Genomic DNA, 22,901 nt, shown 5'->3' on the forward strand with positions numbered 1-22,901 from the left:
ATGCCAGGACGGCCGCGCCGCCGGCGGCGCCCTCGCGGGTGCGTTCAGCACCGTGACGATGCCGCTGAGCTGGGACCGAACACGCTCTATATCGACCAGTGTCGATGATGTGATCCAGCTCCCGATGGTTACCCGTGAGTACGCCCCGGGCGCCCCGGCTCGGCGCGCTCTTCCCCGACCGCACCGGCTACACCATCGCGCCCGCCGGGCAGTCGCAGCACCGGATGGAGGTCCAGTTCAAGATCGGGGTGCCGGAGGGCGGGACCTGGGAACGTGACGCAGACCGGTACGGCGGTGACCGCGTCGAACCTCTCCTACAACGGGATGCTGGCGCCCGGGGGCGTCGACGAGCTTCGGCTTCAACGGCACCCACACCGGCAGCACCGCCAAGCCCACCACCTTCACCCTCAACGGCTCCCCCTGCGCCGTCTCGTAGCGGGACCGGCTCCGCGATCTTGGACAGTTGTCGTTCGTGGTGCACGGCAACTGTCCAAGGTCCGCACCGCCTGCCGGTGCGGGGCGGTGCGTGGTGCCGGGTGGAGGTCAGACTGCGGTGATGCGAGGGCTCCTGGGCGATGTGGACGAGCTGGAGTGGCTGGCGTTCGGACAGGCCGGGGTGGTGACCACCGCCCAGGTGACCGGATTGCTGGCCGAAGGCGCGGTACGCGGCCTGGTCCGATCGGGACGATGGCGTTCTCTGTGCCGTGGACTCCTGCTCACCGGCAACGGTCGGCTCACCCGGGACCAGCAGCTCTGGGTAGCCGTGCTGGCCACCGGGCCGGGCGCCGTTCTCGCCGGCGTGACCGCCGCTGCGGAAGGAGGCGTGCGAGGGCTGCGGCCCGATCCGCTGCATGTGCTCGTGCCGGCGGCCCGCCGGGCCGGACGCAATCTGGGCGGGCTGCCACTCGACATGCCGGGAGTGGTCGTGCACCGTACGACCGCGCTGCCGGCGGAACACCGCCAACGGGCCCGCCCACCTCGCACGACGACGGCACGCTCCGTCGTGGACGCCGCGAGCTGGGCGACGTCCGCCCGGGAGGCGCAACTGGTGCTCGCGGCGGCCTGTCAGCAACGCCGCGTCACGCCTTCGGAGATCGGCCAGGTTCTCGCCCTGATGCCGCGGGTCCGGCGGCGGCAGCTGATCCGCCAGGCCGTCGCCGACATCGCCGGGGGAGCGGAGGCGTTGTCGGAGCTGGACTTCGTCCGGCTGTGCGAGCGGCACGGGCTTCCCCGGCCCGATCTGCAACACCCTCGCCGCGATGCCGAGGGCAGGAGGCGCTGGCTGGACGCCTACTGGCGGGAGTGGCGGCTGCACGCGGAGGTCGACGGCGCTCACCACATGGACGCACGCCAGTGGGCGGACGACATGCGCCGGCAGAACGCGGTCTGGACGGAAGGTGACCGGATCCTGCGTTTCCCGGCGTGGCTGGTCCGGGCCCGCCCCGACGAGGTGGCCGGCACGCTGCGGCGCGCGTTGCTGGCCGCCGGCTGGCGCCCCACCTGCTGAATCTTGGACAGTTGTCGTTCGTGGTGAACGGCAACTGTCCAAGGTCCGCACCGCTCTCAGTCGGGGAGGTCGGTGGCGAGCAGGTCCATCAGCAGCGCGTCGTGCCAGCGCCCGTCCGCGCCGCGCTCGTAGCGGCGCATGATGCCCACCGGACGGAACCCCACCTTCGCGTACGCCCGGATCGCCGCCGTGTTCGCCGCCGCCGGGTCGATCGTGAACCGGTGGTGGCCGTACTCGTCGATCAGGTGCCGGACCAGCGTGCGGATCGCGTCGCCGCCCAGCCCCGAGCCGCGTACCGCCGGGTCGAGGAACACGTCCAGGCTGGCGTGCCGGTAGTCCGGGTCGGTCTCGGCGTACCACTGGATCGCGCCGACCAGCTTGCCGTCGTGCTCGACGGCGTAGACGGTCAGCGCGTCGTCGGCCAGATCGGCCCGGACCGACTCGGCCAGGTCGTCACCGCCGCGCCACCAGCGGCGCACCTCCGGAGTGGCCCGGATCGCGGCCAGGGCGGGCACGTCGGCGTCGGTCACCGGCCGCAGCGTCACCGCCCGCCCCCGCAGCACGCCTCAGCCCCGCCGCTCGCCGTGCTCGACGCAGACCGCCGACCAGCCGGTCGGTACGACCTGCACCTTCATCCGCCGACGGCAGGACGCGCACCAGCGCGGTGGCTCCCACGCCCGCGCCGCCTCGCACGCCGGGTGCGGCCCGGCCGCCACCGACTCGCCGCACCTGTCGCACCAGAGCGCGGCGGGGGCCGCCGTGGCGGGGGAGGATTCGGTCACCGCTGCCTCACAGGGTCGCCGAGAGCGCCTTCACCGGCATCTTCAGGTCTTCCAGCAGCTTCAGGTCGGCCGTCGCGGGCCGCCCCAGCGTGGTCAGGTAGTTGCCGACGATCACCGCGTTGACGCCGCCGAGCAGGCCGTCGCGGGTGCCGAGGTCACCGAGGGTGAGTTCGCGGCCGCCCGCGTACCGCAGGATGGTGCGCGGCATGGCCAGCCGGAACGCGGCGATGGCGCGCAGCGCGTCCTTGCCCTCCACCACCGGGCGATCGCCGAGCGGCGTGCCGGGACGCGGGTTGAGGAAGTTCAGCGGCACCTCGTGCGGGTCCAGCTCGGCGAGCTGGGCGGCGAACTCGGCCCGCTGCTCGACCGTCTCGCCGAGGCCGAGGATGCCGCCGCAGCAGACCTCCATGCCGGACTCGCGGACCATCCGCAACGTCTCCCAGCGCTCCTCCCACGAGTGCGTGGTGACCACGTTCGGGAAGTAGGAGCGGCAGGTCTCCAGGTTGTGGTTGTAGCGGTGCACACCCATCTCGACCAGCTCGTCGACCTGCTCCTTGGTGAGCATGCCGAGCGAGGCTGCGACCTGGATGTCGACAGCGGCGCGGATGGCGGCGACGCCCTCGCGCATCTGCTTCATCAGCCGGGCGTCCGGGCCGCGCACGGCGGCCACGATGCAGAACTCGGTCGCCCCGGTCGCTGCGGTCTGCTTCGCGGCCTCGACCAGCGCCGGGATGTCCAGCCAGACCGAGCGCACCGGCGAGGTGAACAGGCCGGACTGCGAGCAGAAGTGGCAGTCCTCCGGGCAGCCGCCGGTCTTCAGCGAGACGATGCCCTCGACCTCGACCTCCGGGCCGCACCAGTGCATCCGGACCTCGTGGGCGAGCTGGAGCGCGGCGGGCAGGTGCTCGTCGGGAAGGTTCAGCACCGCGAGGACACCGGCCTCGTCGAGGCCGACGCCGTTGCCCAGCACCCGCTCCCGGGCCTGGTCGAGGATCTCTGGCATGGCTCGTAACCTAACAGGCCACCGGAAGCGCGGGAAACCACAGCTGCCGGCCCTCCGGCGAGCCGGGACCGCGCCACGCCGGGGCCCTCGGCGCGGGTGGTAACTTCGCCCCGCGGAAGCGCCCGGCGGGGGCGGGGAGTCGGCGGGAGGGGACGGCACGGTGGCGGACTGGCTGGCGGCCCTGGACCGCCGCGCCGAGCTGCGGGCCCGGGCGGGGCTGACCCGCACGCTGCGCCCCCGCGCCGCCGACGACGCCGTGGTCGACCTGGCCGGAAACGACTACCTCGGCCTGGCCACCCACCCGGAGGTCACCGCCGCCGCCGCGACGGCCCTGTCCGCGTACGGGCTGGGCGCCACCGGATCACGTCTGGTACGCGGGTCCACCGACGCGCACCACGCGCTGGAGGACGACCTGGCCGGCTGGCTCGGCGTCGACCGGGCGCTGGTGTTCTCCTCCGGCTACCTGGCCAACCTCGCCGCCGTCCGGGGGCTGGCGCAGCCGCGTACGCTGCTCGTCTCCGACGCCCACAACCACGCCTCGCTGATCGACGGCTGCCGGATCTCCGGCGCCGAGACGCTCGTGACGCCGCACGCCGACGTGGCCGCTGTGGCGGCGGCGCTCGCCGCCGCGCCGGGCCGCCCGGCGGTGGTGGTGACCGAGTCGGTCTTCTCCGTCGACGGCGACCTGGCCCCGCTCGCGGAGCTGCACGCGGTGGCCCGCCGCCACGGCGCGCTGCTGCTCGTCGACGACGCGCACGCGCTCGGCGTCACCGGCCCGGCCGGGGCCGGCGGGGTCGCCGCCGCCGGGCTCGCGGGCGCGCCCGACGTGGTGGTCACCGCGACGTTGTCCAAGGCGCTCGGCGGGGCCGGCGGTGTGGTCGCCGGGCCGGCCGAGTTCGTCCGCCACCTGGTGGAGACCGGCCGCACGTTCATCTTCGACACCGCGCCGCCGCCCGCGGTGGTGGCCGGGGTCCGCGCCGCGGTGCGCCTGGCCCGCGACGGCGACGCGCTGCGCGCCGAGCTGGCCGACCGGGTCGCGGCGGCGGTGCGCCGGCTCGGCGGGGCCGGGCTGTCCGTGTCCGCCCCGGACGGCGCCGTGATCTCGGTGACCGCGCCCGGCCCGCAGGAGGCGACGGCCTGGGCCGCCGCCTGCCGGGACCGGGGTGTGGCGGTCGGCTGCTTCCGTCCCCCGTCCACGCCGGACAGCCGCTCCCGGCTGCGGCTCACAGTCAGCGCCCGGGTGGACCGGGCCGACTTCGACCGGGCCCTGGACGTGATCGTGGAGTGTGCGCCATGAGCTTCGGCGACGCCTGGACCGGGCCGGTGCTGGTGACCGGCACCGATACCGAGGTCGGAAAGACGGTGGTGACCGCCGCCGTCGCCGCCGCCGCGCAGGCGGCCGGCCTGCGGGTCGCGGTGGTCAAGCCCGGCCAGACGGGTACGGCGACAGGCGAGCCCGGCGACGTCGACTCGGTGACCCGGCTGGCCGCCCCGCTGACCGGCCGGACGCTCGCCAGCTACCCCGATCCGCTTGCTCCGCTGGCCGCGGCCCGGGTGGCGGAGCTGCCGCCGCTGGAGCTGTACAAGGCGGTCGACGCCGTCCGCGAGGAGGCGGACAAGCACGATCTGGTGCTCGTCGAGGGCGCGGGCGGGCTGCTCGTACCGATGGGGCTGCGCCCGTCCGGCGAGCCGTGGACGGTGGCCGACCTGGCGGTGTCGCTCGGCGCGCCGGCGGTGGTGGTGGCGCGGGCCGGTCTCGGCACGCTCAACCACACCGCGCTGACGCTGGAGGCGCTGGAGCGGCGGGCGGTCCCGGCCGGTGTGGTGATCGGCGCCTGGCCGGCCGAACCGGAACTGGTGCACTGGCTCAACCTGTCCGAGCTGGTGCCGAACCTGCTCGGCGCGGTACCGGCCGGCGCGGGCGGGATGGACCCGGGCGTGTTCCGCCGGTCCGCGCCCGGCTGGCTCACCCCCGCCCTGTACGGCGTGCTGGACGACTGGCGGGCCTGGGCCGAGGAGACCTGACTTTCGTCGGTGCCCGGCCCGGCCGGGCGTGGGTAGCGTGACCGCCGTGGAACCCCGCGAACGACAGCGCCGGGCCGGTGACCTGCTGCTCTGGGCCGTGCTCGCGGCACCTGTCGCGTACGGCCGGCTCACCCCGCCGTGGCGCGCGGACGAGCTGCCGCCGCTGGCCGCCGCGCTGGTGCTGCTCGGCGCGGCGGTGTGGATCGGCCGCCGGTGGCCGCTGGTCGCGGTGCTCGCGGTGGTGGCCGGTTCGCTCGTCGACGGCAACGTCGTGTTCGCCATCCCGGTCTTCGGCTACCTGGCCGGACGACGCAGCGAGCGGGCCGCACCGGCCGCCGCCGTCTTCGCCGCCATCGCGGTCACCGGTTCCGTGCTCAACCTCGGGCTGCTCGGCACCGAGCCGTCCACCTGGTTCCTGCTCTCCTCGGTGCTGCTGTTCGCCGGGGTGTTCCCCTGGCTGCTGGGCCGGCTGCGGCGGCAGCACCGCACGCTCGCCGACGCCGGGCTGCGGCACGCGCAGGCCGAGCGCCGGGCCGAGGTCGAGCGGGTACGCCTGCGTGAGCGGGCCCGTATCGCCCAGGACATGCACGACTCGCTCGGCCACGACCTGAGCCTCATCGCGTTGCGGGCGGGCGCGTTGGAACTGGCGCCGGACCTGTCCCCGGCGCACCGGGCGGCGGCCGGTGAGCTGCGGGCGAGCGTCGCCGCCGCCACCGAGCGGCTGCACGACGTGATCGGCGTGCTGCGCGAGGAGCGCACGCTGCGGTCGCCGGGGGAGACGGTCGCCGACGTGGTCGACGGCGCGCGCGACGCCGGGATGACAGTCGACCTGCGCGCCGACGCGCCCGACCTGCCGCCGCTGCCGGCGCACGCGGTGCACCGGGTGGTCCGCGAGGCGCTCACCAACGCCGCCCGCTACGCCCCCGGCGCCCCGGTCACCGTCGCTGTGACACGCGGGGCCGACGCGGCGACGGTCGCGGTGGTGAACGCGCCACCGCCGGCCGGCCCGCTGCCCGGACCGCCGTCGCACGGCTCCGGGTTGCTGGCGCTGCGCGAGCGGGTACGCCTCGCCGGCGGTGCCCTGGACGCCGGTCCCCGCGACGGTGGCTGGGCGGTCACCGCGCGGCTCCCGCTGGACGGGGTGGCCGCCCCGCGACCCGTTGACCCCGGCCTCACGGACGCCGGACCGCTCGCCGGTGCCGGCGTACCCCGGCGGGGTGAACCGGGGGACGCGGCCCGGCGGCTGCGGGAGGCCCGGCGGCGGGTGCGGCGCAGCCTGCTCGTCGCGATCGGCGCCCCCGCCGGGCTGGCCCTGGTGCTGGCGCTCGTCTACTACCCGCTCGCCACGGCCGGCGCGGTGCTGGACCGGACCGGCTACGAACGGCTGCGGCTGGGTGAGCCGCGCGACGCGCTCGGTCTGCCCCGCCGGCAGGCCGACCCGCCCGCGACCGGCGCCGCGCCGGGCTGCGAGTTCTACACCGACGGCAACTTCCCGTTCGCCCAGGCGACCTGGCGGCTCTGCTTCGCCGGCGGGCGGCTGGTCAGCAAGGAGCAGATCGCACCATGAGCGACGACCACGACCGCCCGCTGCGGGTGGTACTCGCCGACGACGAGGCACTGGTCCGGGCCGGGGTCCGGGCGATCCTGGCCGCCGACCCCGGCATCGAGGTGGTCGGCGAGGCGGGCGACGGCCTGGCCGCGGTCGAGCTGGTCCGCGCGCACCGGCCCCGAGTGGCGCTGCTGGACATCCGGATGCCCCGCGGCGACGGGCTCAGCGCCGCCGCGCAGATCCGCCGGCTGGTGCCGGAGACGGCGGCGGTCATGCTCACCACGTTCGGCGACGACGACCTGATCGCCCGCGCGCTCGGCCACGGTGCCGCCGGGTTCCTGCTCAAGTCCGGTGACCCGCGCGAACTGCTGGCCGGGGTGCGCGCGGTGGCCGACGGCGGGGCGTACCTGTCGCCGCGGGTGGCACGCCGGGTGATCGAGCTGAGCGGGGGACGGCTGGCCCGCGGCCCGTACGCGCGGGACCGGCTGGCGGGGCTGACCGACCGGGAACGCGACGTGCTGGCGCTGGTCGGCGCGGGACTGTCGAACGCCGAGATCGCCCGCCGGCTGCACCTGGTCGAGGGCACCGTGAAGAGCTACCTGACCAGCATCTTCACCCGGCTGGACGTGCGCAACCGGGTGCAGGCGGCGATCCTTGCGTACGAGGCGGGGCTGGTCCCGCCCGCCGGCTGACCAGCCCCGCCCCCGTTCAGGCGTCGCGCCGTGCCAGCGCCCACCGGCCCAGCGTCAGCGCGGCGGCGGCCCAGGCGGCGAGCAGCAGCAGCCCCGCCACCGCCGGGTACGGCTCGGTGTCCCCGGCCAGGAAGTGGTCGCCGGCCACCCCGGGGAACGCGTCGGCGATCCGGGTGAGCACCGTGATGTCCGGCTCCTGCAACGACAGCGGCACGATCATCAGCAGCGCGAACAGGACGGTCAGGGCCAGCGCCGCGCCGCGCAGCGCCGCCGCCAGGCCGAGGGCCAGCACGCCGAGCAGCGCCAGGTACGCCGCGGCGGCCACCACGTCGGCCACGGTCCCGCCCAGCGGGGCGCGGCCCCACTCGCCCAGCACCGGCCGGGCCGTCACCGCGCCGACCGTGCCGAGCAGCAGCCCGACGCCGAACGTCACAGCGGCCACCACCATCGCCTTCGCGGCGAGCACCCGCCCCCGTGACGGGGTGCACCGCAGCGTGGTGCGGATCGTGCCGGTGGTGAACTCGCTGGTGATCGCGAACAGGCCGAGCGCCAGCACCACGTACTGGGTCAGCTCCAGCGACCCGGCCACGATCTCGCCGACGTCGACCACGCCCGGGTTGTTGGCCGGGTCGTCGTCGGTGTTGGCGTTCTGCGCGTAGATGGCGAGCTGGGCGCTGGTGGCCGCCATGGTCAGCACCGCCGCGAGCAGCGTCCACCAGGTGGAGCGGACCGACCAGAGCTTCGTCCACTCGGCGGCCACCGCCCCGGCGAGCGGGTGTCCGGCCGGGGCGGGCCGGGCGGTCCGCCGGGCCGGGTCGAGCGTGGACTGTGCGGTCATCGGGTGCCACCTCCGGTCGGGCCGGCGGCGTACTCGACGCTGTCGGCGGTCAGTTCCAGGAACGCCTCCTCCAGGGAGGGGGCGACGGGGGTCAGCTCGTGCAGGCGTACCCCCATCTCGTGCGCCAGGTCGCCGACCCGGCCGGCGGTGCTGCCCGCGACGGACATCCCGCCCTCGTCGGCGGTGACAGTCGCGCCCTCGGCGGCGAGCCGGTCGCCGAGCGCGGCGAGCGCGGCCGGCTCCGGCCCGCGTACCCGCACCGACGCGGCGGGCCGCGCGGCGATCAGCTCGGCCAGCGGCGCGTCGGCGACCAGCCGGCCGCGCCCCAGCACCACCACCCGGTCGGCGGTCTGCTGCATCTCGCTCATCAGGTGGCTGGAGACGAGGACGGTGCGCCCCTCGTCGGCGAGACGGCGGGTGAACCCGCGGATCCACCGCACCCCGTCCGGGTCGAGCCCGTTCACCGGCTCGTCGAGCAGCAGCACCGGCGGGTCACCGAGCAGCGCGCCAGCGATGCCGAGCCGCTGACCCATGCCCAGCGACAGCGCCCGGCCCGGTTTGCCGGCGGCGCGGGCGTCCAGGCCCACCAGGTCGAGCACCTCGGTCACCCGCCGGGCCGGTACGCCGTTGCTGCGCGCCATCGCCCGCAGGTGCGCCACGCCGGAGCGGGCCGGGTGCACGCCTGTGGCGTCGAGCAGCGCACCGACCTCGTGCAGCGGGTGCCGCAGCGTGCGGTAGTCCCGGCCGTTGACAAGGGCCTGCCCGGCGGTGGGCCGGTCCAGGCCGAGCACCATCCGCATGGTGGTGGACTTGCCCGCGCCGTTCGGGCCGAGGAACCCGGTGACCTGGCCGGGGCGGATCTCGACGGTCAGGTCGTCGACGGCTGTCACGTCGCCGAACCGTTTCGTCAACGCACGAAGTGTGATCATGCGGCGACGCTATTCGGCCGGGATGCCCCCGCACCGCCGTCGAACGGCAGCCACCCACCCTGACTTTCGTAAGGAAGGGCCCCTTCTTAACGCCTCCGGTAGAGGAAGGGCCCCTTGTTAACACCCGCAGGGCTCAGGCGCGGCTGACCACGAACGCGTCGGGCATCCGGAAGGTGAGGTTGTCCGGGCACCACGGTGGGCGGACGACCGTCACGTCGTCGAGCAGCGCGGTGGCCTCGGCGACCACCACTGCGGCCTCCATCCGGGCCAGCTGCGCGCCGACGCAGCGGTGCGGCCCGGCGCCGAACGCCAGGTGCCGCCGCGAGCCGGGCTGACCGGGGCGGAACTCGCCCGGCGCGTCCACCACGGCCGGGTCGCGGCCGGCGCGGGCCAGCCAGGCCACCACGCTGGTGCCCGCCGGTACGGGCACCTCGCCGAGCATCGTGTCGACTGCCGCCACCCGCCGCCAGGTGACGATCGGCGGCTCCAGCCGCAGCCCCTCCTCGACCACGTCGTCCACGCCGACCTCCCCGGCGCGCAGTCCGGCCCGTACCGCGGGTTCACCGGACAGCCGGTGCAGCAGCAGGGTGAGGAACTGCGAGGTGGTCTCCTGACCGGCGACCAGCAGGAAGAACAGCGCCCCGACGACCACGTCGGGGGAGTGCCCGGCCGCGCGCAGCCGCGCGGCGAGCCCGCCCCCGGTGGCGGCGAACTCCCGCAGCACGGTGTGGAACCGGCCCACCTCGGCAGCCAGCGTGAGCTGCCGGGAGGAGTCCAGCGGCGCCCAGAACAGCTCCAGCGCGGCCCGAGCGAAGCCCTTCACCGCGCCGACCGGGGCGTCCGGCAGCTCGACCAGCCGGGCCAGCACCAGCAGCGGCAGGTCGGCGGCGAGACCCGTGTACAGGTCGACCGGACGGCCCGCGTCGAGCGCCGCCGCCAGCCCAGCCACCCGCTCCCGGACCAGCCCGGTCAGCCACTGGCGCTGGGCGTCCACCCGGTGCGGGTGCAGCGCGTCGGCCACGATGCCGCGGATCTCCGGGTGGCTCGCGCCGCCATTGTTCGCCAGCGTCGGCGGCAGCCGGAACCGGTGTCCGGCGAGCACCCGCAGCGCGGCCACCGGGATCGGGGTGACCGCGTCGAGCGCGTTGTCCGGCCGGAACGTCACCGGATCGGTGAGCAGCCTGCGAACGAGCGCGTGCCGGGTCACCACCAGGTGCGGCACGCCGACGTGGTCGACAACGGTGGCCGCGTCCGGCCACCGCCCGTCGACGGACTCCCCCCAGCCCCGGAACAGCACGCGGTAACGCTAGCGGCGGGCGCCGGGCGGGTTCGGGTCCAGCTCCCAGACGGTGGTGTGCTTCACCAGTACGCTCTCCAGCGCCTCGGACACCGGCACGTCGTACGCGGCCAGCTCGTGGAAGCGCTCGCGCGGCAGGAACGCCCGCCCCGGGTCGCCCACCAGCACCCGGGCGCCGGAGCGGGCGGCCCGGAGCAGGAAACGCAGCATCCGGCGGGCCATCGCCTCGCTGTAGAAGACGTCCCCGGCCAGCACCACCTCGGCGTCACCGGCGTCGGAGTCGAGGATGTCGCCGAGTTCGGCGTCGACGCGTACCCCGTTGGCCTCGGCGTTGAGCGCGACGGCGGCCACGGCCCGCTCGTCCACCTCGACCGCCCGGACGGCGGCGGCGCCGGCGCGGGCGGCGGCGACGGCGACCAGGCCGGAGCCGGAGGCCAGGTCGAGCACCCGGCGGCCGGCGACCACCTCGGGGTGGTCGGTGACGTAACGGGCCAGGCCCTGCCCGCCGGCCCAGGCGAACGCCCAGAACGGCGGCGGCTGGGAGCTGCGGAACTCGCCCTCGGTCAGCTCCCACAGGCCGATCGGCTCGTCGGCCTGGTGCAGCCGCACCTCGGGTACGAACGCCACGGGGGCGAGGCGGGCGTGCAGCCGGACGAACGCGGCGGACAGCTCGGACACCGGAGAATTGTGTCCCACCCGGGTTCCGGGCCCGCATTCCGGGCGTGTCGCGGCGACGTCGTGACCGGTTCACCACGCTCGGTGAAACAGCCCCCGTGTTGTGGCGTTGGATGCGAACACGCCCGTCTACCGGCGTGCCCGGCGCGCTCCTAGCGTTGCCTGTGGACACGACCGAGGGTGAGGAGGCGTGGTGAGCGGGTGGCGGCAGGCGCTGCGGATCGGACTGGTGCTGACCTTCGTGGCCGGGACCGGGTACGGCGGAGCCCTGCCGGCGCGGGCGGCGGCGGCCTTCTCCACCGAGTTGAGCGGCCTGCCGGACGAGTTCACCGCCGGGAACCGGGTGGAGACGTTGTCCGCCGTGGTGTCCCGCTCCGACGGGGGCGGCTGTGTCAGGGTGCGCTGGTCGATGCTGGTGCGGGTGCAGGGCCTGCGGCTGGACCAGCTCAAGGTGGACCGGGTGGAGGACAGCGGCTCGTTCCCGCTGGAGATCCGTACCGAGGGAGACACCGCCCGGCTCACCGACCGGCAACTCGACCCGGGTGTGCTCTGTCCCGGCCGTACCGTGACCGCCCGCTACCGGGTGGCGTTCGCCGAGGACGTGGGGCGCGGGCGGGTGAGTTTCGCCGCCGAGGCGTACGACCCGCAGTTGCGCCTGCTGGCCCGGCGGACCGCCTCGCGTGAGGTGGTGGGGGAGGAGGCAGTCGAGCCGACGCCCTCGCCGAGCAGCGCGGAGCCCACACCGAGCGACGAGCCGTCCTCCGAGCCGTCCTCCGAGGCGCCCGACGTGGAGCCCACTGACGAGCCGGCCGGCGCCGCGGTGGTGGAGCCGCCCGCGTCGGGTGGCGTGGCCGGGCGGCCGGTGGCGGACAGCGGCGGATTCGGCATCGTCCAGGCCGCGTTCCTGCTCGGCGGGCTGCTGCTGTTCCTGGGCGCCGGTCTGCTGCTGCGGATGCGCCGCCTGCTGCGCCCGTCCGCGCAGGCTGAACCGGAGACGCTCCCGCCCCCCTTCGAGCGCCCCCGCCCCCGCTGGCACTGACCCGCCGCGGGCCGGGGTCAGTCGAGCTGGCTGGGCTCCAGGCCCAGCTCCCGGGCGGCCACCAGGCGGATCCACTCGGCGATCTGCCGGCGGGTGATCACCCGTTCGTGCACCGCGAGCTGGACCGCGAGCCCGTCCATCACCGCGCTGATCCGCCAGGCCGCGCCGGCCGGGTCGGGGCAGTCGAAGGTGCCCTCGGCGACCCCGTCGCTGATCACCGCGGCCAGGTCCTGCCGCCACCGCAGGTCGAGGCGGCGGGAGAGCTTCTCCAGCTCCGGCGTACGCAGCGACCCCGCCCAGCCGTCGATCCACATCGACCAGGAGGTGGCCCGGCCGGTCGGCGTGTAGAGGCGCAGCATCCGGCGCAGCTTCGCCAGCGGCGGGGCGGAGGAGCGCAGCACCGCGTCGAGGCGGGCCAGATCCTGCTCGACCGCGTACGCGAAGGCCTGCGCGAGCAGCCGGTCCTTCGTCGCGAAGTGGTAGAAGACGAGCGCCTGGCTGACCCCGGCGGCCTCGGCCACGTCCGCGGTGCGGGTGTTGGCGAGCCCTCGTTCCGCGATCACCTCGCAGGCCGTGCGCAGCAGCGCGTCCAGGCGGATCTCGGCGGCTCGTCTCGTCACGGCGTTACGGTAACCCATCCGTATGACCACGGGGAGTTACCGAAGCGGCCGGTCGGCGGCGGGACAGTCGGATGCCGGACACTCGACTCGCCGAGCGGATTCCGCAGGTCGTGGCCCTGCCCCCCCGGCCGTCGGCGGCAGCCACCCAGGCTCCTAGGAAGCCTGCGCCGCGAGCCGCCGGCAACATCCGGACGCGCCGGAAGGGCCCCCGATTTGGCAACCGTTCCCGGGCTCGGCTAAAGTTCTCATCCGTCACCGGATAACACCGGGGGCGTGCGGACGTAGCGCAGCTGGTAGCGCATCACCTTGCCAAGGTGAGGGTCGCGGGTTCGAATCCCGTCGTCCGCTCGGAGATGCCGCCACGCAGTTCGGGGGCAACCTCGGTGGAGTGGCCGAGAGGCGAGGCAACGGCCTGCAAAGCCGTGTACACGGGTTCAAATCCCGTCTCCACCTCGCAGTAGACGAGGGCGATTGGCGCAGTGGGAGCGCGCTTCCTTGACACGGAAGAGGTCACTGGTTCAAACCCAGTATCGCCCACCAGCGGAAAGGCCGTGTCGATCATTCGACACGGCCTTTCTCGTCGCCGTCGATCAGTCCAGTGCCGCGCCGCTGGCCATTGCCGTGGCCGGATCGCCCCGCCCAGACTGGCCCGGTGGACGATCAGCAGACCCGAGCCCGGCAGTTCCGCGCCCTGCACCTGCCCGGTGAGCCACTGATCCTGGTCAACGCCTGGGACGCGCTGAGCGCCCGGATCGTCGCCGCAGCCGGCGCCCGTGCGGTCGCGACCACGAGCGCCGGGGTCGCGTGGAGCCGCGGCACCCCGGACGGCGACGCGCTCGCCCGGGACACCGCCGTCGACGTGATCCGCCGGGTAGCGGACGCGGTCCGCGTGCCGGTCACCGCCGACATCGAATCCGGGTACGGCGACAGCCCCGCCGACGTCGCCGAGACGATCACCGCGGTGCTCGCGGCCGGGGCCGTCGGCGTCAACGTGGAGGACTCCCGGCACGACGGCGGAGGCCCGCTGCGCCCGGTCGACGAACAGGCCGCCCGGCTCGCCGCGACCAGGGCCGCCGCCGACCGCGCGGGCATCCCGCTGTACGTCAACGCGCGGGTGGACACCTATCTGCGCGGGGCCGGTGGCGTACCCGAGACTGTGGCACGCGCCGAGGCGTACCTGGCGGCCGGCGCGGACGGGATCTTCGTACCCGGAACCGTGGAACCGGAGACGGTGGCCGCGCTGGCGGCGGCGATCCCGGCGCCGCTGAACGTGCTGGCCGGGCCGGGCGCGCCACCGGTCGCCGAGCTGGCCCGGCTCGGCGTGGCCCGGGTGAGCATCGGACCGGCGGTGGCCGAGGCCGCGTACGCGGTGGCCCAGCGGGCGGCGGCGGAGGTGCTCGGCGCCGGGACGTACGGCGCGCTAGCCGACGGGCTCGACTTCGACGCGCTGAACGAGCTGATGCGGAGCTGACCCGGACGGCACTCCGCGCGCCGCCGTCGACGGCGGGCGCTGTAGCAGAGCGGGCCGGCCGGATCGGGTGATCCGGCCGGCCCGAGCCGGGACCGATCGGCTCCGTCGGCCCCGGTCGCTGTCACATCGGCGGGGCGACGTCCCGGCGCTCCTCGACCCGGCGGTACTCCACCGGCTGCTCGGCGGTGGTGGTGACCACCTGGCGACGGCGGCCCCGGCGCAACCGCACGGCCGCCGGGCGCGGCGGGGGTCTGCCGCACGGCGATCTTGGCATCGGGTAGAGTTCACCCCGTCGCCGGCGCGAACCGGCGGCACGCGGACGTAGCGCAGCTGGTAGCGCATCACCTTGCCAAGGTGAGGGTCGCGGGTTCGAATCCCGTCGTCCGCTCGCGAGTGCCCGGGCGATTGGCGCAGTGGGAGCGCGCTTCCTTGACACGGAAGAGGTCACTGGTTCAAACCCAGTATCGCCCACCGAGAGTCACCCTCCCCGCCCGCCGGCGACGCCGGTCGATCGGCGGACGTATCCCACCGGACGGTTCGTACCGGCCACATCGGTCACCCGGCTCCACCGTGCGGGTTATTCAGCCGCTGCCACCACGCGTGTCACTGTGATGCCCGATACGCAGGGAGGCGGTCACATGCACATGATCGAGCGCGGACGGTGGCGGCGGACGGCCGCCCGGTTAGGGGTGGCGACTGTCGTCGCGGCTGCCGGAGTGACGGTCTCGGCCGCGCCCGCGCAGGCCACCGCGACACGGACGGTGGCGTTCTTCAGCATGGACGAGCCGACGTCGTCGACGGTGCTGACCGACTACAGCGGCAACGGCCGCCACGGCACGATCGGCGGCGAGGTGGTCACCGGCGCGCTCTACGCCGGGGCGACCGGCCACCGCTTCGCCACCCACCTGCCCACCGACAAGGAGTACGTCCCGGGCCACGTCGACCTGGTGCCGCACAGCACCGACTTCAACCCGGACGCCGGGGACTTCTCGGTGACCATCCGCTACCGGACCACGTACTCCTTCGGGAACATCCTCCAGAAGGGACAGGGCAACACGGCCGGCGGCTACTGGAAGTTCGAGGCCCCGAACGGCAAGCCGAAGTGCCTGTTCCGGGGTGCGGACGGCGCCTCGCGTACCGGCTACACGGACGTGCCGATCTCCGACGGCCAGTGGCACACGGTCACCTGCAACCGCACCTCCGCGTACGTGGAGATGTACGTCGACGGCGTGCGGACCAGCCGCCTCAACGGGCCGACCGGCACCATCGCCAACACCTGGCCGCTGTCCGTGGGCGGCAAGAGCCAGTGCGACGGTACGAAGGTCACCTGCGACTACTTCGCCGGCGACATCGACTACGTGAAGATCCTGAAGGGATCGGGCGGCCCGGCCAACCAGGCACCGGTGGCAGCGCTGACGCCCACCTGCTCCGGGCTGGTGTGCACGTTCTCCGGCGCGGCCTCCACCGACGCCGACGGCGCGATCCAGGACCACAACTGGGCCTTCGGCGACGGTGACATCACCGGCACCGCCTCCGTACCGACCACGTCGCACACGTACGCGGCTGCCGGCACCTACCCGGTCACGCTCACCGTCACCGACGACCGGGGCGCCACCGGCACCGCGACCGTCGACGTGACAGTGGCGCCCGTACCGGAGCGGATCTCGTTCGTCGGCCAGGCCACCGCGAACGCCAACTGGACCAGCCACACCGTCACCGTCCCGGCGGGCGTGCAGGCCGGTGACACGCTGCTGCTCGTGCTCAGCCAGAACACGCACACCGGCACCGGTGAGCCGAGCGGGGTGACCGGCTGGACCAGGCTCGACCGCCTCGACGGTGGCTTCGCCACCACCACCGCCTGGTGGAAGACCGCGAGCGCGGGTGACGCCGGCACTGCCGTCCGGGTGACACTGGACAGCCAGGCGAAGGGCAACCTGGTGCTGGCCGCGTACCGGGGGGTGGCGCCGGGAGGGCCGGTCCTCAGCAGGGCCGCCGACCCGGCGAGCACCGCCACCCGGATCACCCCGCACGCGCCGGTGACATTCGCGCAGAGCTGGGCCGTGTCGTACTGGCTGCACGGCGACAGCACCTCCACCGCGCTCACCCCGCCGTCCGGCTTGGCGGTGCGCAGCAACAGCTCGCAGACCGGCGGCGGCCGGGTGACCGGCCTGCTCGCCGACTCGGCGAGCAGCGTGCCGACCGGCAGCTACGGCGGGCTCACCGCCACGGGCGCCGCGGCCAGCACGACCACCACCACGTGGACGTTCGTCCTGCCCCCGGCCTGACCCATCGGGTACGCGTGAAGGCCGGCACCCCGTTGGTTCGGGGTGCCGGCCTTTTCGCTGTGTGTCTTACTTAGTTGTTCCAGTGTTCGGCGACGAGGTCGGCGGCCTGCTGTTCCCACTGGGCGTAGTGGTCGGGGTAGGCGGAGACCTGGACGGTCTGGGCGGCCTTGGTCAGGGGCATGTCCTGCCAGCCGTCGACCTGCTTGAGGCCCTTCAGGAACGCCGTGGTCGAGTACTCGGGGTCGGTGATCTGCTCCACCGTGCCCCAACCCGAGGAGGGACGCTGCTGGAACAGGCCCTGCGAGTCGTGGTCGTTACGGTCACCGAGGTGACCGAGGTTCTCCAGCTTCGACTCCTGCAACGCCGTCGCGATCGACACCACAGCGGCACGCTCGTCCATACCGGCCTTCTTCGTCGCCGCGATGATCGCCTTCACGTTGGCGGTCTGCTCGTCGTCAAGGTCGATGCGGGACTGCTCACCCTGCACGCCGTGCGGGATCAGCTTGTCACCCTGCACCGTCACCGCAACCGGCTTGGTGGGGGTGGCGGTGTCCGCCGCGTGGGCGGCCACCGGACCGGCGAACACACCACCGGTGAAAGCCAGACCAGCAATACCCAGAACGCTCTTACGCAGAATCGTGTTCATGATGAGGGCTCCATTCGGGGGTCGACGCACCCAGGGGGAACGGGATGCGTGGGCACCGTCAGGCGCTCAAAAGACTTCCAGAGGGGAATCCGGCTGCACGCGAGGACAGGGGGAATGCCTCGTCGCGGCGCCGCAAGCATGGTCAACGACCGCCACCCGGCATCATTCCCGGGCGGTCTCACGTCGCCGGAACCACCGTCAACGACCAGCCGGCCGAGATGATTCCCCACGGCTCACGTCACCGGAACCCTACTCAACGACCAGCAGCCCGGAACGATTCCCGGCTCGCGGATACCGCCCCGCTCACAGGGCGCGCCGCCGGCGCTCGGTCGTTCACCCGGTTACAACGCCACCCACCCGCCAGCGATTCCACCCGCAGAGTGCCACCCACCACCCCCGAACCGCACACCCCCACCCACACAGACACACCCCACCCCGCCCCCGCCTCACCCGCCCCTGCCCTGCCCTGCCCTGCCCCGTCGATCATGAGGCTAGCGGGCACAAACCGGACACCACACGCCGCCAAGTTCATGATCGACCCCCCAGCCGAGCAGCCCGGCCCGGGGCAGGCACCGCGACACCCCCGACCACCCACGCGATCTTGCAGTTCACGCCCTCCAAACGCCCCATTCACGAGGATTGCGGGGTACCAAAGTGCAAGATCGCGGGCTGCTCGGGAGAGGGCGTCTCCCGGCGTGCCCCGTGCTGTGCGGAGTCTCGTGCGCCCTCGTTCGACCCTGGAGTTGTGGCGCCCCGATTGCCTGGTAAGCGTTGTTCGCGAGGTGTCAGAACTCCAGGAATCGTGTCCGGTGGGGACGAGGGCGGCGGGGCCCGGGAGGGACGAGAGACCGGGTTCTGCCGTTGGCAGATCTGCTGACCGTGAACGGGGCACCTGCCGGGCGGTGCCGGGCGGCACCCTGGGGCCATGCGACTCCTGATGCTTGGCGGTACGGGCTTTGTCGGCGGTGCGGTAGTGGCCGAGGCGGTACGCCGCGACTGGCAGGTGACCGTGTTCAACCGGGGTGTGCACGGGCGGGTGCCGGACGGCGTACACCGGTTGCGGGGCGACCGGACCGCGCCGGACGGGCTGGCCGCGCTCACCGGCGGCGAGTGGGATCTGGTGGTGGACACCTGGGACGGCGCGCCCCGGGCGGTACGGGACGCCGCGTCGGCGCTCGTCGACGCGGTGCCGCACTACGTCTACGTGTCCAGCGGATCGGTGTACGCGCCACCCGTCGCGCCCGGCAGCGGCGAGGAGGCGCCCACAGTGCCGGCCGACCCGGACGCCGACGACGGCGACTACCCGGCGAACAAGGCCGGCGGGGAACTCGCCGCGACGCAGGTGTTCGGCGACCGGGCGCTGCTGGCCCGCGCCGGGCTGATCCTGGGCCCGGGGGAGGACATCGGGCGGTTGCCGTGGTGGCTGAACCGGGTCGCCCGGGGCGGGGACGTGCTGGCGCCGGGGCCGCGTGACCTGCCGATCCAGTACGTGGACGTCCGGGACCTGGCGACCTGGCTGCTGGACCGGGGCGCCGAGGGCGTGGGCGGGGCGTACAACGTGGTGGGTCGCACCGGGCACGCGACGATGGGTGACCTGCTCGACGCGGCGGTGGCGGTGACCGGGTCGGGCGCGACACTGCGGTGGACGGCTCCGGAGCCGATCCTGGCCGCCGGTGTGGAGCCGTGGAACGACCTGCCGGTGTGGATTCCGCGCGGGCACGAATACAGGTGGTTGCAGGAGCGAGACGTGGAACGCGCGTACGCGGCGGGGCTGGTCTGCCGGCCGGTGACCGAGACGGTCGCCGACACCTGGCGGTGGCTGCGCGAGGTGGGGAGTGTGCCGGACCGGGCGGGGCGTCCGGCGCGCGCACCGGTCGGCCTGGCACCGGAGCGGGAGGCCGCCGTGCTGGCCATGCTCCCGGCCTGACCCCGAGATTCAGGTCCGCGCGGCCGGCCCGACCTGCCGGGGGTACGGGTCAGGCCGGCACGACCGGCAGGTCGAGCACCTCCTCGACCGGGCGACGCGGGGTGGCGTGGCCCGGCTGGCCGTACCCGATCCGCATCACCATCTGCGGGGTGCCGAATCGGCCCAGCGACATCCGCAGCGCCTCGCGTGCGGCGGGCACCTCGATCGGCTGGGACAGCATCGACACGCTCAGCCCGGCGTCGGTGGCGGTGAGCAGCACCCGTTGCAGCGCCTGCCCGGCCAGGATCTGGTCGGCCGAGGTGTTGCCGGCCGAGCCGAGCACCGCGACCAGCGGCTCCGGCTCGAAGTCGTGGCCGGGGGCGCGGTTGCGTCCGCCGAAGCCGCGCTGGGGCAGCAGGTCCTGCGGCTCGCTCTGCGGTCCGCCGGCGCCGGTGGGCACGCCGTCCGGTGCCGGTTCGGAGCGGATCCACTCGGCCCGTTCGGCCACGTACGCGGGGTTGCGTTCCAGCACGCGGTGGGCGCTGCGGGCGACCTCGGCGACCGCGTTGACGGCGCTGGTGCCGATGACCAGTTCCAGCCAGCACTGCTCGGCGCGGGCCGCCTCGCCGAGCCGCCAGCGGGCCTCGGCCGGCACCGGGTCGGGCCAGAACGGCGCGCGGTTGCTGAACCGGCGGCCGATCGCCCCGTACAGGCTCTGCTCGACCGGGGTGGGGCGGCGCGGCACGTCCGGCACCAGCCGGGCCACGACGTCCGGGTCGGCGGGGTACGGGCGCAGCCGCACGGTGGCCGGGGTGCCCGCGACGGCGAGCGCGAGCCGCAGGTTGAACAGCGCCGCGCCGGCGGCCACGCGCGCGCCCCAGCCGGTCGGGTCGGTGGCGGGCAGGCCGCGCAGCGGGTCGACTGACACCTCGATGCCGCCGTCGACGAGCCGGAACCGCCACGGCTGGGTGTTGTGCAGCGACGGCGCCCGGACCGCGTCGGCGACCGCGGCCCGCAGCTGCTCGCCGGTGTATTCGGTCGTCATGGTGGTGCTCCCTCTCGTGCGGCGCCGGCTTCCCCGGACGGGATACCACTACGGTGCGTCAGCGGGCGGCACGGTGAGCAGGGCCGGAGGTCCCCACCTGGGCCCGGCCGTCGGTCCCGGGCGGCGCCGGGAGAACGGGACTTTCGACCCGTGCTGCCGGAGCGGGAAAGCGGGTAGAAAGGACTGATGATCCGGGTGTTCCTGCTCGACGACCACGAGGTCGTCCGTCGTGGCCTTGCCGACCTGCTCCAGAGCAGCGGCGACATCGAGGTGGTCGGCGAGTCCGGCCTGGCCCAGGAGGCGGCGCGCCGCATCCCCGCGCTGCGCCCCGACGTGGCGATCCTCGACGCCCGGCTGCCCGACGGCAACGGCATCGACGTCTGCCGGGACGTCCGCGCGGTGGACTCCTCGATCAAGGGGCTGATCCTCACCTCGTACGAGGACGACGAGGCGTTGTTCGCGGCGATCATGGCGGGCGCCGCCGGGTACGTGCTCAAGCAGATCCGCGGCACCGACCTGGTGGACGCGGTCCGCCGGGTCGCGGCCGGGCAGTCGCTGCTCGACCCGGCGATCACTACCCGGGTGCTGGAGCGCATCCGCAGCGGCGTGGAGCAGCCGCGGGAGCTGAAGTCGCTCACCGAGCAGGAGCGGCGGATCCTGGAGTACGTGGCGGAGGGGCTCACCAACCGGGAGATCGCCGGGAAGATGTTCCTGGCCGAGAAGACGGTGAAGAACTACGTCTCCAGCGTGCTCGCGAAGCTCGGCCTGGAGCGGCGTACGCAGGCGGCGGTGCTGGCCACCCGCCTGCTCGGCAAGAACACCTGACCGCCCGTCAGTCGAGCGGGACGCTCCAGCGCACCTCGGTGCCGCGCGGCTCGGCCCGGCGAAGTGAGAACTCGCCGCCCAGCCGCTCGGCCCGCTCCCGCAGGTTGACCAGGCCGCTGCGGGCCGCCTCCGGGTCGCAGCCGACGCCGTCGTCGGTGACGGTGATCTCGACCCGGCCGGCGTCGACGCGTACGCGCACCGACACCCGGTCGGCCTGCGCGTGGCGTACCGCGTTGGAGAGCGCCTCGCGCAGCACGGCGGTGAGTTCGGGGCGCAGGTCGTCCGGTACGGCGCTGTCGATCGGGCCGGTCAGTTCCAGCTCGGGGCGGTAGCCGAGCGACTCGGCGGCCACCTCGATCGCCTCGCGGATCTCGGTGCGCAGCGCCGCGCTCATCGGGGTGCGTAGCTCGAAGATGGTGCGGCGGATGTCGCGGATGGTGGCGTCGAGGTCGTCGACGGCCTGGTTGATCCGCTTGGCCGCCTCGGGGCGGGCGTTCATCGCGCCGCTCTGTAGTTGCAGGCCGGTGGCGAACAGCCGCTGGATCACCACGTCGTGCAGGTCACGGGCGATGCGTTCGCGGTCCTCCAGGACCACCAGCAGCTCCCGCTCCTCCTGGCCGCGGGCCCGTTCCATGGCGAGCGCGGCCTGCCCGGCGAAGCTGGCGAGCAGCGCGAGGTCGTCGTCGGCGGCGGGCCCGTGGTCGGGCCGGTAGCCGATCACCAGGACACCGTGCAGCGTGTCCGCGGCGGCGAGCGGGGACACCACGGCCGGCCCGGCGACCACCGGCCGGGGCCAGGGCGCCGCGGCGGCGAGGTCCTCGACCTGGTCGTGCCGGCCCCGCGTGACGGACGCGGCGAAGCTGGTCTCGGCGGCCGGCAGCACCGCGCCGACCAGTTCCCGGGTGACCGGGTCGGCGCCGTCGACCACCTCGACGGTGAACTGCGCCTCGTCCTCGTCGTAGAGCAGCACCAGCGCCAGTTCGGCCTCGGCGACCTCACGGGCGCGGCGCGCCACGAGCGTCAGCGCGTCGGTACGGCGTACCTCACCGAGCAGCACCGAGGTGATCTCCGCGGCGGCCGCCAGCCAGCGTTCCCGCCGGTGCGCCAGCGCGTAGAGGCGGGCGTTCTCGATCGCCACGCCGGCCGCGGCGGCCAGCGCCACCACGATCTCCTCGTCGTCCTCGGTGAACTCGGCCGAGCCCTGCTTCTCGGCCAGGTAGAGGTTGCCCCAGACGTGGTCGCGGATGCGTACCGGCACGCCGAGGAAGCTGTGCATCGGCGGGTGGTTGGGCGGGAAGCCGTACGAGTTGGGATGCTTGGTGATGTCCGGCATGCGGACCGGCTTCGGGTCGTCGATGAGCAGGCCGAGCACGCCCCGCCCGTGCGGCAGGTCGCCGATCTTCGCGTGCAGCTCGGGGCTGATGCCGTGGACGATGAAGTCGTGCAGCATGCGGTCGGGCCCGATCACGCCGAGCGCGCCGTAGCGGGCGCCGGCCAGCTCGCACGCCGACTCCACGATCCGCTGCAGCGTGCTGCGCAGATCAAGGTCGGACCCGATGCCGACGACCGCGTCCAGCAGGGCCCGCAGCCGCTCGCGGCTGGTCACCACCTCGCCGACGCGGTCGAGCATCTCCTGGAGCAGTTCGTCCAGGCGGACACGGGACAGCGGGGTCAGCCCGAGCGACGGCGTGAGGTGCTCGTGCCGGGACTGGGGTGCGGCGGCCACCCGGCGATGGTATCGCCTGGTGGCCGCCCTGATCGAGACCG

22 protein-coding genes, 5 tRNA genes and 1 pseudogene are annotated in these 22,901 nt (G+C 74.3%); 16 read left to right on the forward strand and 12 right to left on the reverse strand.

The features are described 5' to 3' along the window. Positions 1-270 precede the first annotated feature (270 nt). Together O7622_RS12760 and O7622_RS12765 are read left to right on the forward strand one after the other, a co-directional pair. Positions 271-436: pseudogene (locus O7622_RS12760) on the forward strand (cellulose binding domain-containing protein); the annotation flags it as partial. Between the two features lie 120 nt (positions 437-556). Then, on the forward strand, positions 557-1,507 hold the full coding sequence (locus O7622_RS12765) for a hypothetical protein (RefSeq protein ID WP_282313540.1): 951 nt from the start codon (positions 557-559) through the stop codon (positions 1,505-1,507). Between the two features lie 56 nt (positions 1,508-1,563). Here O7622_RS12765 and O7622_RS12770 read toward each other — a convergent pair whose 3' ends face one another. Genes O7622_RS12770 through bioB form a run of 3 tightly spaced genes read right to left on the reverse strand, consistent with a single transcriptional unit; the run spans position 1,564 to position 3,292 of the window. Continuing rightward, entirely contained in the window at positions 1,564-2,070 is a 507-nt protein-coding gene (locus tag O7622_RS12770) for a GNAT family protein (protein ID WP_282313541.1), read from the reverse strand. A gap of 3 nt (positions 2,071-2,073) precedes the next feature. Then, complete coding sequence (locus O7622_RS12775; RefSeq protein ID WP_282313542.1) at positions 2,074-2,289, reverse strand: hypothetical protein; 216 nt, start codon at positions 2,287-2,289, stop codon at positions 2,074-2,076. Between the two features lie 7 nt (positions 2,290-2,296). Beyond that, positions 2,297-3,292: a biotin synthase BioB gene (bioB, locus tag O7622_RS12780; RefSeq protein ID WP_282313543.1), complete on the reverse strand. Its 996-nt coding sequence runs from the start codon at positions 3,290-3,292 to the stop codon at positions 2,297-2,299. Positions 3,293-3,452: 160 nt separating this feature from the next. Here bioB and O7622_RS12785 point away from each other — a divergent pair, with 160 nt between their 5' ends. Genes O7622_RS12785 through O7622_RS12800 form a run of 4 tightly spaced genes read left to right on the forward strand, consistent with a single transcriptional unit; the run spans position 3,453 to position 7,558 of the window. Then, a complete protein-coding gene (locus O7622_RS12785; protein ID WP_282313544.1) occupies positions 3,453-4,589 on the forward strand; it encodes an 8-amino-7-oxononanoate synthase in 1,137 nt (378 codons plus the stop codon). Continuing rightward, entirely contained in the window at positions 4,586-5,317 is a 732-nt protein-coding gene (bioD, locus tag O7622_RS12790; protein ID WP_282313545.1) for a dethiobiotin synthase, read from the forward strand. The genes O7622_RS12785 and bioD overlap by 4 nt, the downstream gene beginning before the upstream one ends. 46 nt (positions 5,318-5,363) lie before the next feature. Continuing rightward, positions 5,364-6,884: a histidine kinase gene (locus tag O7622_RS12795; protein WP_282313546.1), complete on the forward strand. Its 1,521-nt coding sequence runs from the start codon at positions 5,364-5,366 to the stop codon at positions 6,882-6,884. Next, on the forward strand, positions 6,881-7,558 hold the full coding sequence (locus O7622_RS12800) for a response regulator transcription factor (protein WP_282313547.1): 678 nt from the start codon (positions 6,881-6,883) through the stop codon (positions 7,556-7,558). Before O7622_RS12795 ends, O7622_RS12800 begins: the two co-directional genes overlap by 4 nt. A gap of 16 nt (positions 7,559-7,574) precedes the next feature. Here the strand turns inward: O7622_RS12800 and O7622_RS12805 are convergent, their stop codons facing one another. From O7622_RS12805 to O7622_RS12820, 4 genes are all read right to left on the reverse strand, one after another. Further along, the gene (locus tag O7622_RS12805) at positions 7,575-8,396 is read right to left on the reverse strand and encodes an ABC transporter permease (RefSeq protein WP_282313548.1); all 822 of its coding nucleotides are present in this window, start codon (positions 8,394-8,396) and stop codon (positions 7,575-7,577) included. Continuing rightward, complete coding sequence (locus O7622_RS12810) at positions 8,393-9,325, reverse strand: ATP-binding cassette domain-containing protein (protein ID WP_135239014.1); 933 nt, start codon at positions 9,323-9,325, stop codon at positions 8,393-8,395. The genes O7622_RS12805 and O7622_RS12810 overlap by 4 nt, the downstream gene beginning before the upstream one ends. 133 nt (positions 9,326-9,458) lie before the next feature. Further along, positions 9,459-10,622 (reverse strand): cytochrome P450, encoded by a 1,164-nt coding sequence (locus O7622_RS12815; protein WP_282313549.1) that lies wholly within the window; start codon positions 10,620-10,622, stop codon positions 9,459-9,461. Positions 10,623-10,631: 9 nt separating this feature from the next. Then, positions 10,632-11,300 carry a 50S ribosomal protein L11 methyltransferase gene (locus O7622_RS12820; protein ID WP_282313550.1) on the reverse strand — a complete coding sequence of 223 codons (669 nt, stop codon included), beginning with the start codon at positions 11,298-11,300 and terminating at the stop codon, positions 10,632-10,634. 190 nt (positions 11,301-11,490) lie between these two features. Here O7622_RS12820 and O7622_RS12825 point away from each other — a divergent pair, with 190 nt between their 5' ends. Next, complete coding sequence (locus O7622_RS12825) at positions 11,491-12,336, forward strand: hypothetical protein (RefSeq protein ID WP_282313551.1); 846 nt, start codon at positions 11,491-11,493, stop codon at positions 12,334-12,336. A gap of 17 nt (positions 12,337-12,353) precedes the next feature. Here the strand turns inward: O7622_RS12825 and O7622_RS12830 are convergent, their stop codons facing one another. Continuing rightward, entirely contained in the window at positions 12,354-12,956 is a 603-nt protein-coding gene (locus tag O7622_RS12830) for a TetR/AcrR family transcriptional regulator (RefSeq protein ID WP_282313552.1), read from the reverse strand. 275 nt (positions 12,957-13,231) lie between these two features. Here O7622_RS12830 and O7622_RS12835 point away from each other — a divergent pair. The 4 genes from O7622_RS12835 (at position 13,232) to O7622_RS12850 (ending at position 14,427) form a co-directional block, all read left to right on the forward strand. After that, a tRNA-Gly gene (locus tag O7622_RS12835) sits at positions 13,232-13,304 on the forward strand. Positions 13,305-13,338: 34 nt separating this feature from the next. Beyond that, positions 13,339-13,409: transfer RNA gene (locus tag O7622_RS12840), tRNA-Cys, on the forward strand. A gap of 12 nt (positions 13,410-13,421) precedes the next feature. Further along, positions 13,422-13,496, forward strand: a tRNA-Val gene (locus tag O7622_RS12845). Between the two features lie 112 nt (positions 13,497-13,608). Further along, complete coding sequence (locus tag O7622_RS12850; protein WP_282313553.1) at positions 13,609-14,427, forward strand: isocitrate lyase/phosphoenolpyruvate mutase family protein; 819 nt, start codon at positions 13,609-13,611, stop codon at positions 14,425-14,427. Positions 14,428-14,548: 121 nt separating this feature from the next. Here the strand turns inward: O7622_RS12850 and O7622_RS12855 are convergent, their stop codons facing one another. Then, the gene (locus tag O7622_RS12855; RefSeq protein ID WP_282313554.1) at positions 14,549-14,701 is read right to left on the reverse strand and encodes a hypothetical protein; all 153 of its coding nucleotides are present in this window, start codon (positions 14,699-14,701) and stop codon (positions 14,549-14,551) included. A 41-nt stretch (positions 14,702-14,742) separates the two neighbouring features. On the opposite strand from O7622_RS12855, the gene O7622_RS12860 reads away from it, so the two are divergent. The 3 genes from O7622_RS12860 to O7622_RS12870 all read left to right on the forward strand — a co-directional run bounded on the left by O7622_RS12860 (position 14,743) and on the right by O7622_RS12870 (position 16,712). Then, positions 14,743-14,815: transfer RNA gene (locus O7622_RS12860), tRNA-Gly, on the forward strand. A gap of 11 nt (positions 14,816-14,826) precedes the next feature. Further along, positions 14,827-14,898, forward strand: a tRNA-Val gene (locus tag O7622_RS12865). Positions 14,899-15,065: 167 nt separating this feature from the next. Further along, positions 15,066-16,712: a PKD domain-containing protein gene (locus O7622_RS12870; protein ID WP_282313555.1), complete on the forward strand. Its 1,647-nt coding sequence runs from the start codon at positions 15,066-15,068 to the stop codon at positions 16,710-16,712. A gap of 70 nt (positions 16,713-16,782) precedes the next feature. Here the strand turns inward: O7622_RS12870 and O7622_RS12875 are convergent, their stop codons facing one another. Continuing rightward, on the reverse strand, positions 16,783-17,358 hold the full coding sequence (locus tag O7622_RS12875; RefSeq protein ID WP_282312920.1) for a hypothetical protein: 576 nt from the start codon (positions 17,356-17,358) through the stop codon (positions 16,783-16,785). 925 nt (positions 17,359-18,283) lie between these two features. Between O7622_RS12875 and O7622_RS12880 the strand changes: the two genes are divergently transcribed. After that, positions 18,284-19,285 carry an NAD-dependent epimerase/dehydratase family protein gene (locus O7622_RS12880; RefSeq protein ID WP_282313556.1) on the forward strand — a complete coding sequence of 334 codons (1,002 nt, stop codon included), beginning with the start codon at positions 18,284-18,286 and terminating at the stop codon, positions 19,283-19,285. A gap of 49 nt (positions 19,286-19,334) precedes the next feature. Here O7622_RS12880 and O7622_RS12885 read toward each other — a convergent pair whose 3' ends face one another. Next, complete coding sequence (locus tag O7622_RS12885) at positions 19,335-20,309, reverse strand: nitroreductase (RefSeq protein WP_282313557.1); 975 nt, start codon at positions 20,307-20,309, stop codon at positions 19,335-19,337. Between the two features lie 186 nt (positions 20,310-20,495). Here O7622_RS12885 and O7622_RS12890 point away from each other — a divergent pair, with 186 nt between their 5' ends. Next, positions 20,496-21,134: a response regulator transcription factor gene (locus tag O7622_RS12890; protein WP_013284884.1), complete on the forward strand. Its 639-nt coding sequence runs from the start codon at positions 20,496-20,498 to the stop codon at positions 21,132-21,134. A 7-nt stretch (positions 21,135-21,141) separates the two neighbouring features. Here O7622_RS12890 and O7622_RS12895 read toward each other — a convergent pair whose 3' ends face one another. Next, positions 21,142-22,809, reverse strand: coding sequence for a GAF domain-containing sensor histidine kinase (locus O7622_RS12895; protein WP_282314128.1), 1,668 nt, complete (start codon positions 22,807-22,809; stop codon positions 21,142-21,144). Positions 22,810-22,901: the final 92 nt, after the last annotated feature.

Origin of the sequence: Micromonospora sp. WMMD1076, from assembly GCF_029581475.1 — a bacterium.
GTDB classification, from domain to species: domain Bacteria; phylum Actinomycetota; class Actinomycetes; order Mycobacteriales; family Micromonosporaceae; genus Micromonospora; species Micromonospora aurantiaca.

What these genes read in the sequence shown, in the direction of transcription:
- O7622_RS12765 (WP_282313540.1), top strand. Translation starts at nt 557, where the DNA reads ATGCGAGGGCTCCTGGGCGATGTGGACGAGCTGGAGTGGCTGGCGTTC.
- bioB (WP_282313543.1), bottom strand. Translation starts at nt 3,292, where the DNA reads ATGCCAGAGATCCTCGACCAGGCCCGGGAGCGGGTGCTGGGCAACGGC.
- bioD (WP_282313545.1), top strand. Translation starts at nt 4,586, where the DNA reads ATGAGCTTCGGCGACGCCTGGACCGGGCCGGTGCTGGTGACCGGCACC.
- O7622_RS12800 (WP_282313547.1), top strand. Translation starts at nt 6,881, where the DNA reads ATGAGCGACGACCACGACCGCCCGCTGCGGGTGGTACTCGCCGACGAC.
- O7622_RS12805 (WP_282313548.1), bottom strand. Translation starts at nt 8,396, where the DNA reads ATGACCGCACAGTCCACGCTCGACCCGGCCCGGCGGACCGCCCGGCCC.
- O7622_RS12810 (WP_135239014.1), bottom strand. Translation starts at nt 9,325, where the DNA reads ATGATCACACTTCGTGCGTTGACGAAACGGTTCGGCGACGTGACAGCC.
- O7622_RS12855 (WP_282313554.1), bottom strand. Translation starts at nt 14,701, where the DNA reads ATGCCAAGATCGCCGTGCGGCAGACCCCCGCCGCGCCCGGCGGCCGTG.
- O7622_RS12870 (WP_282313555.1), top strand. Translation starts at nt 15,066, where the DNA reads ATGCACATGATCGAGCGCGGACGGTGGCGGCGGACGGCCGCCCGGTTA.
- O7622_RS12875 (WP_282312920.1), bottom strand. Translation starts at nt 17,358, where the DNA reads ATGAACACGATTCTGCGTAAGAGCGTTCTGGGTATTGCTGGTCTGGCT.
- O7622_RS12880 (WP_282313556.1), top strand. Translation starts at nt 18,284, where the DNA reads ATGCGACTCCTGATGCTTGGCGGTACGGGCTTTGTCGGCGGTGCGGTA.
- O7622_RS12885 (WP_282313557.1), bottom strand. Translation starts at nt 20,309, where the DNA reads ATGACGACCGAATACACCGGCGAGCAGCTGCGGGCCGCGGTCGCCGAC.
- O7622_RS12890 (WP_013284884.1), top strand. Translation starts at nt 20,496, where the DNA reads ATGATCCGGGTGTTCCTGCTCGACGACCACGAGGTCGTCCGTCGTGGC.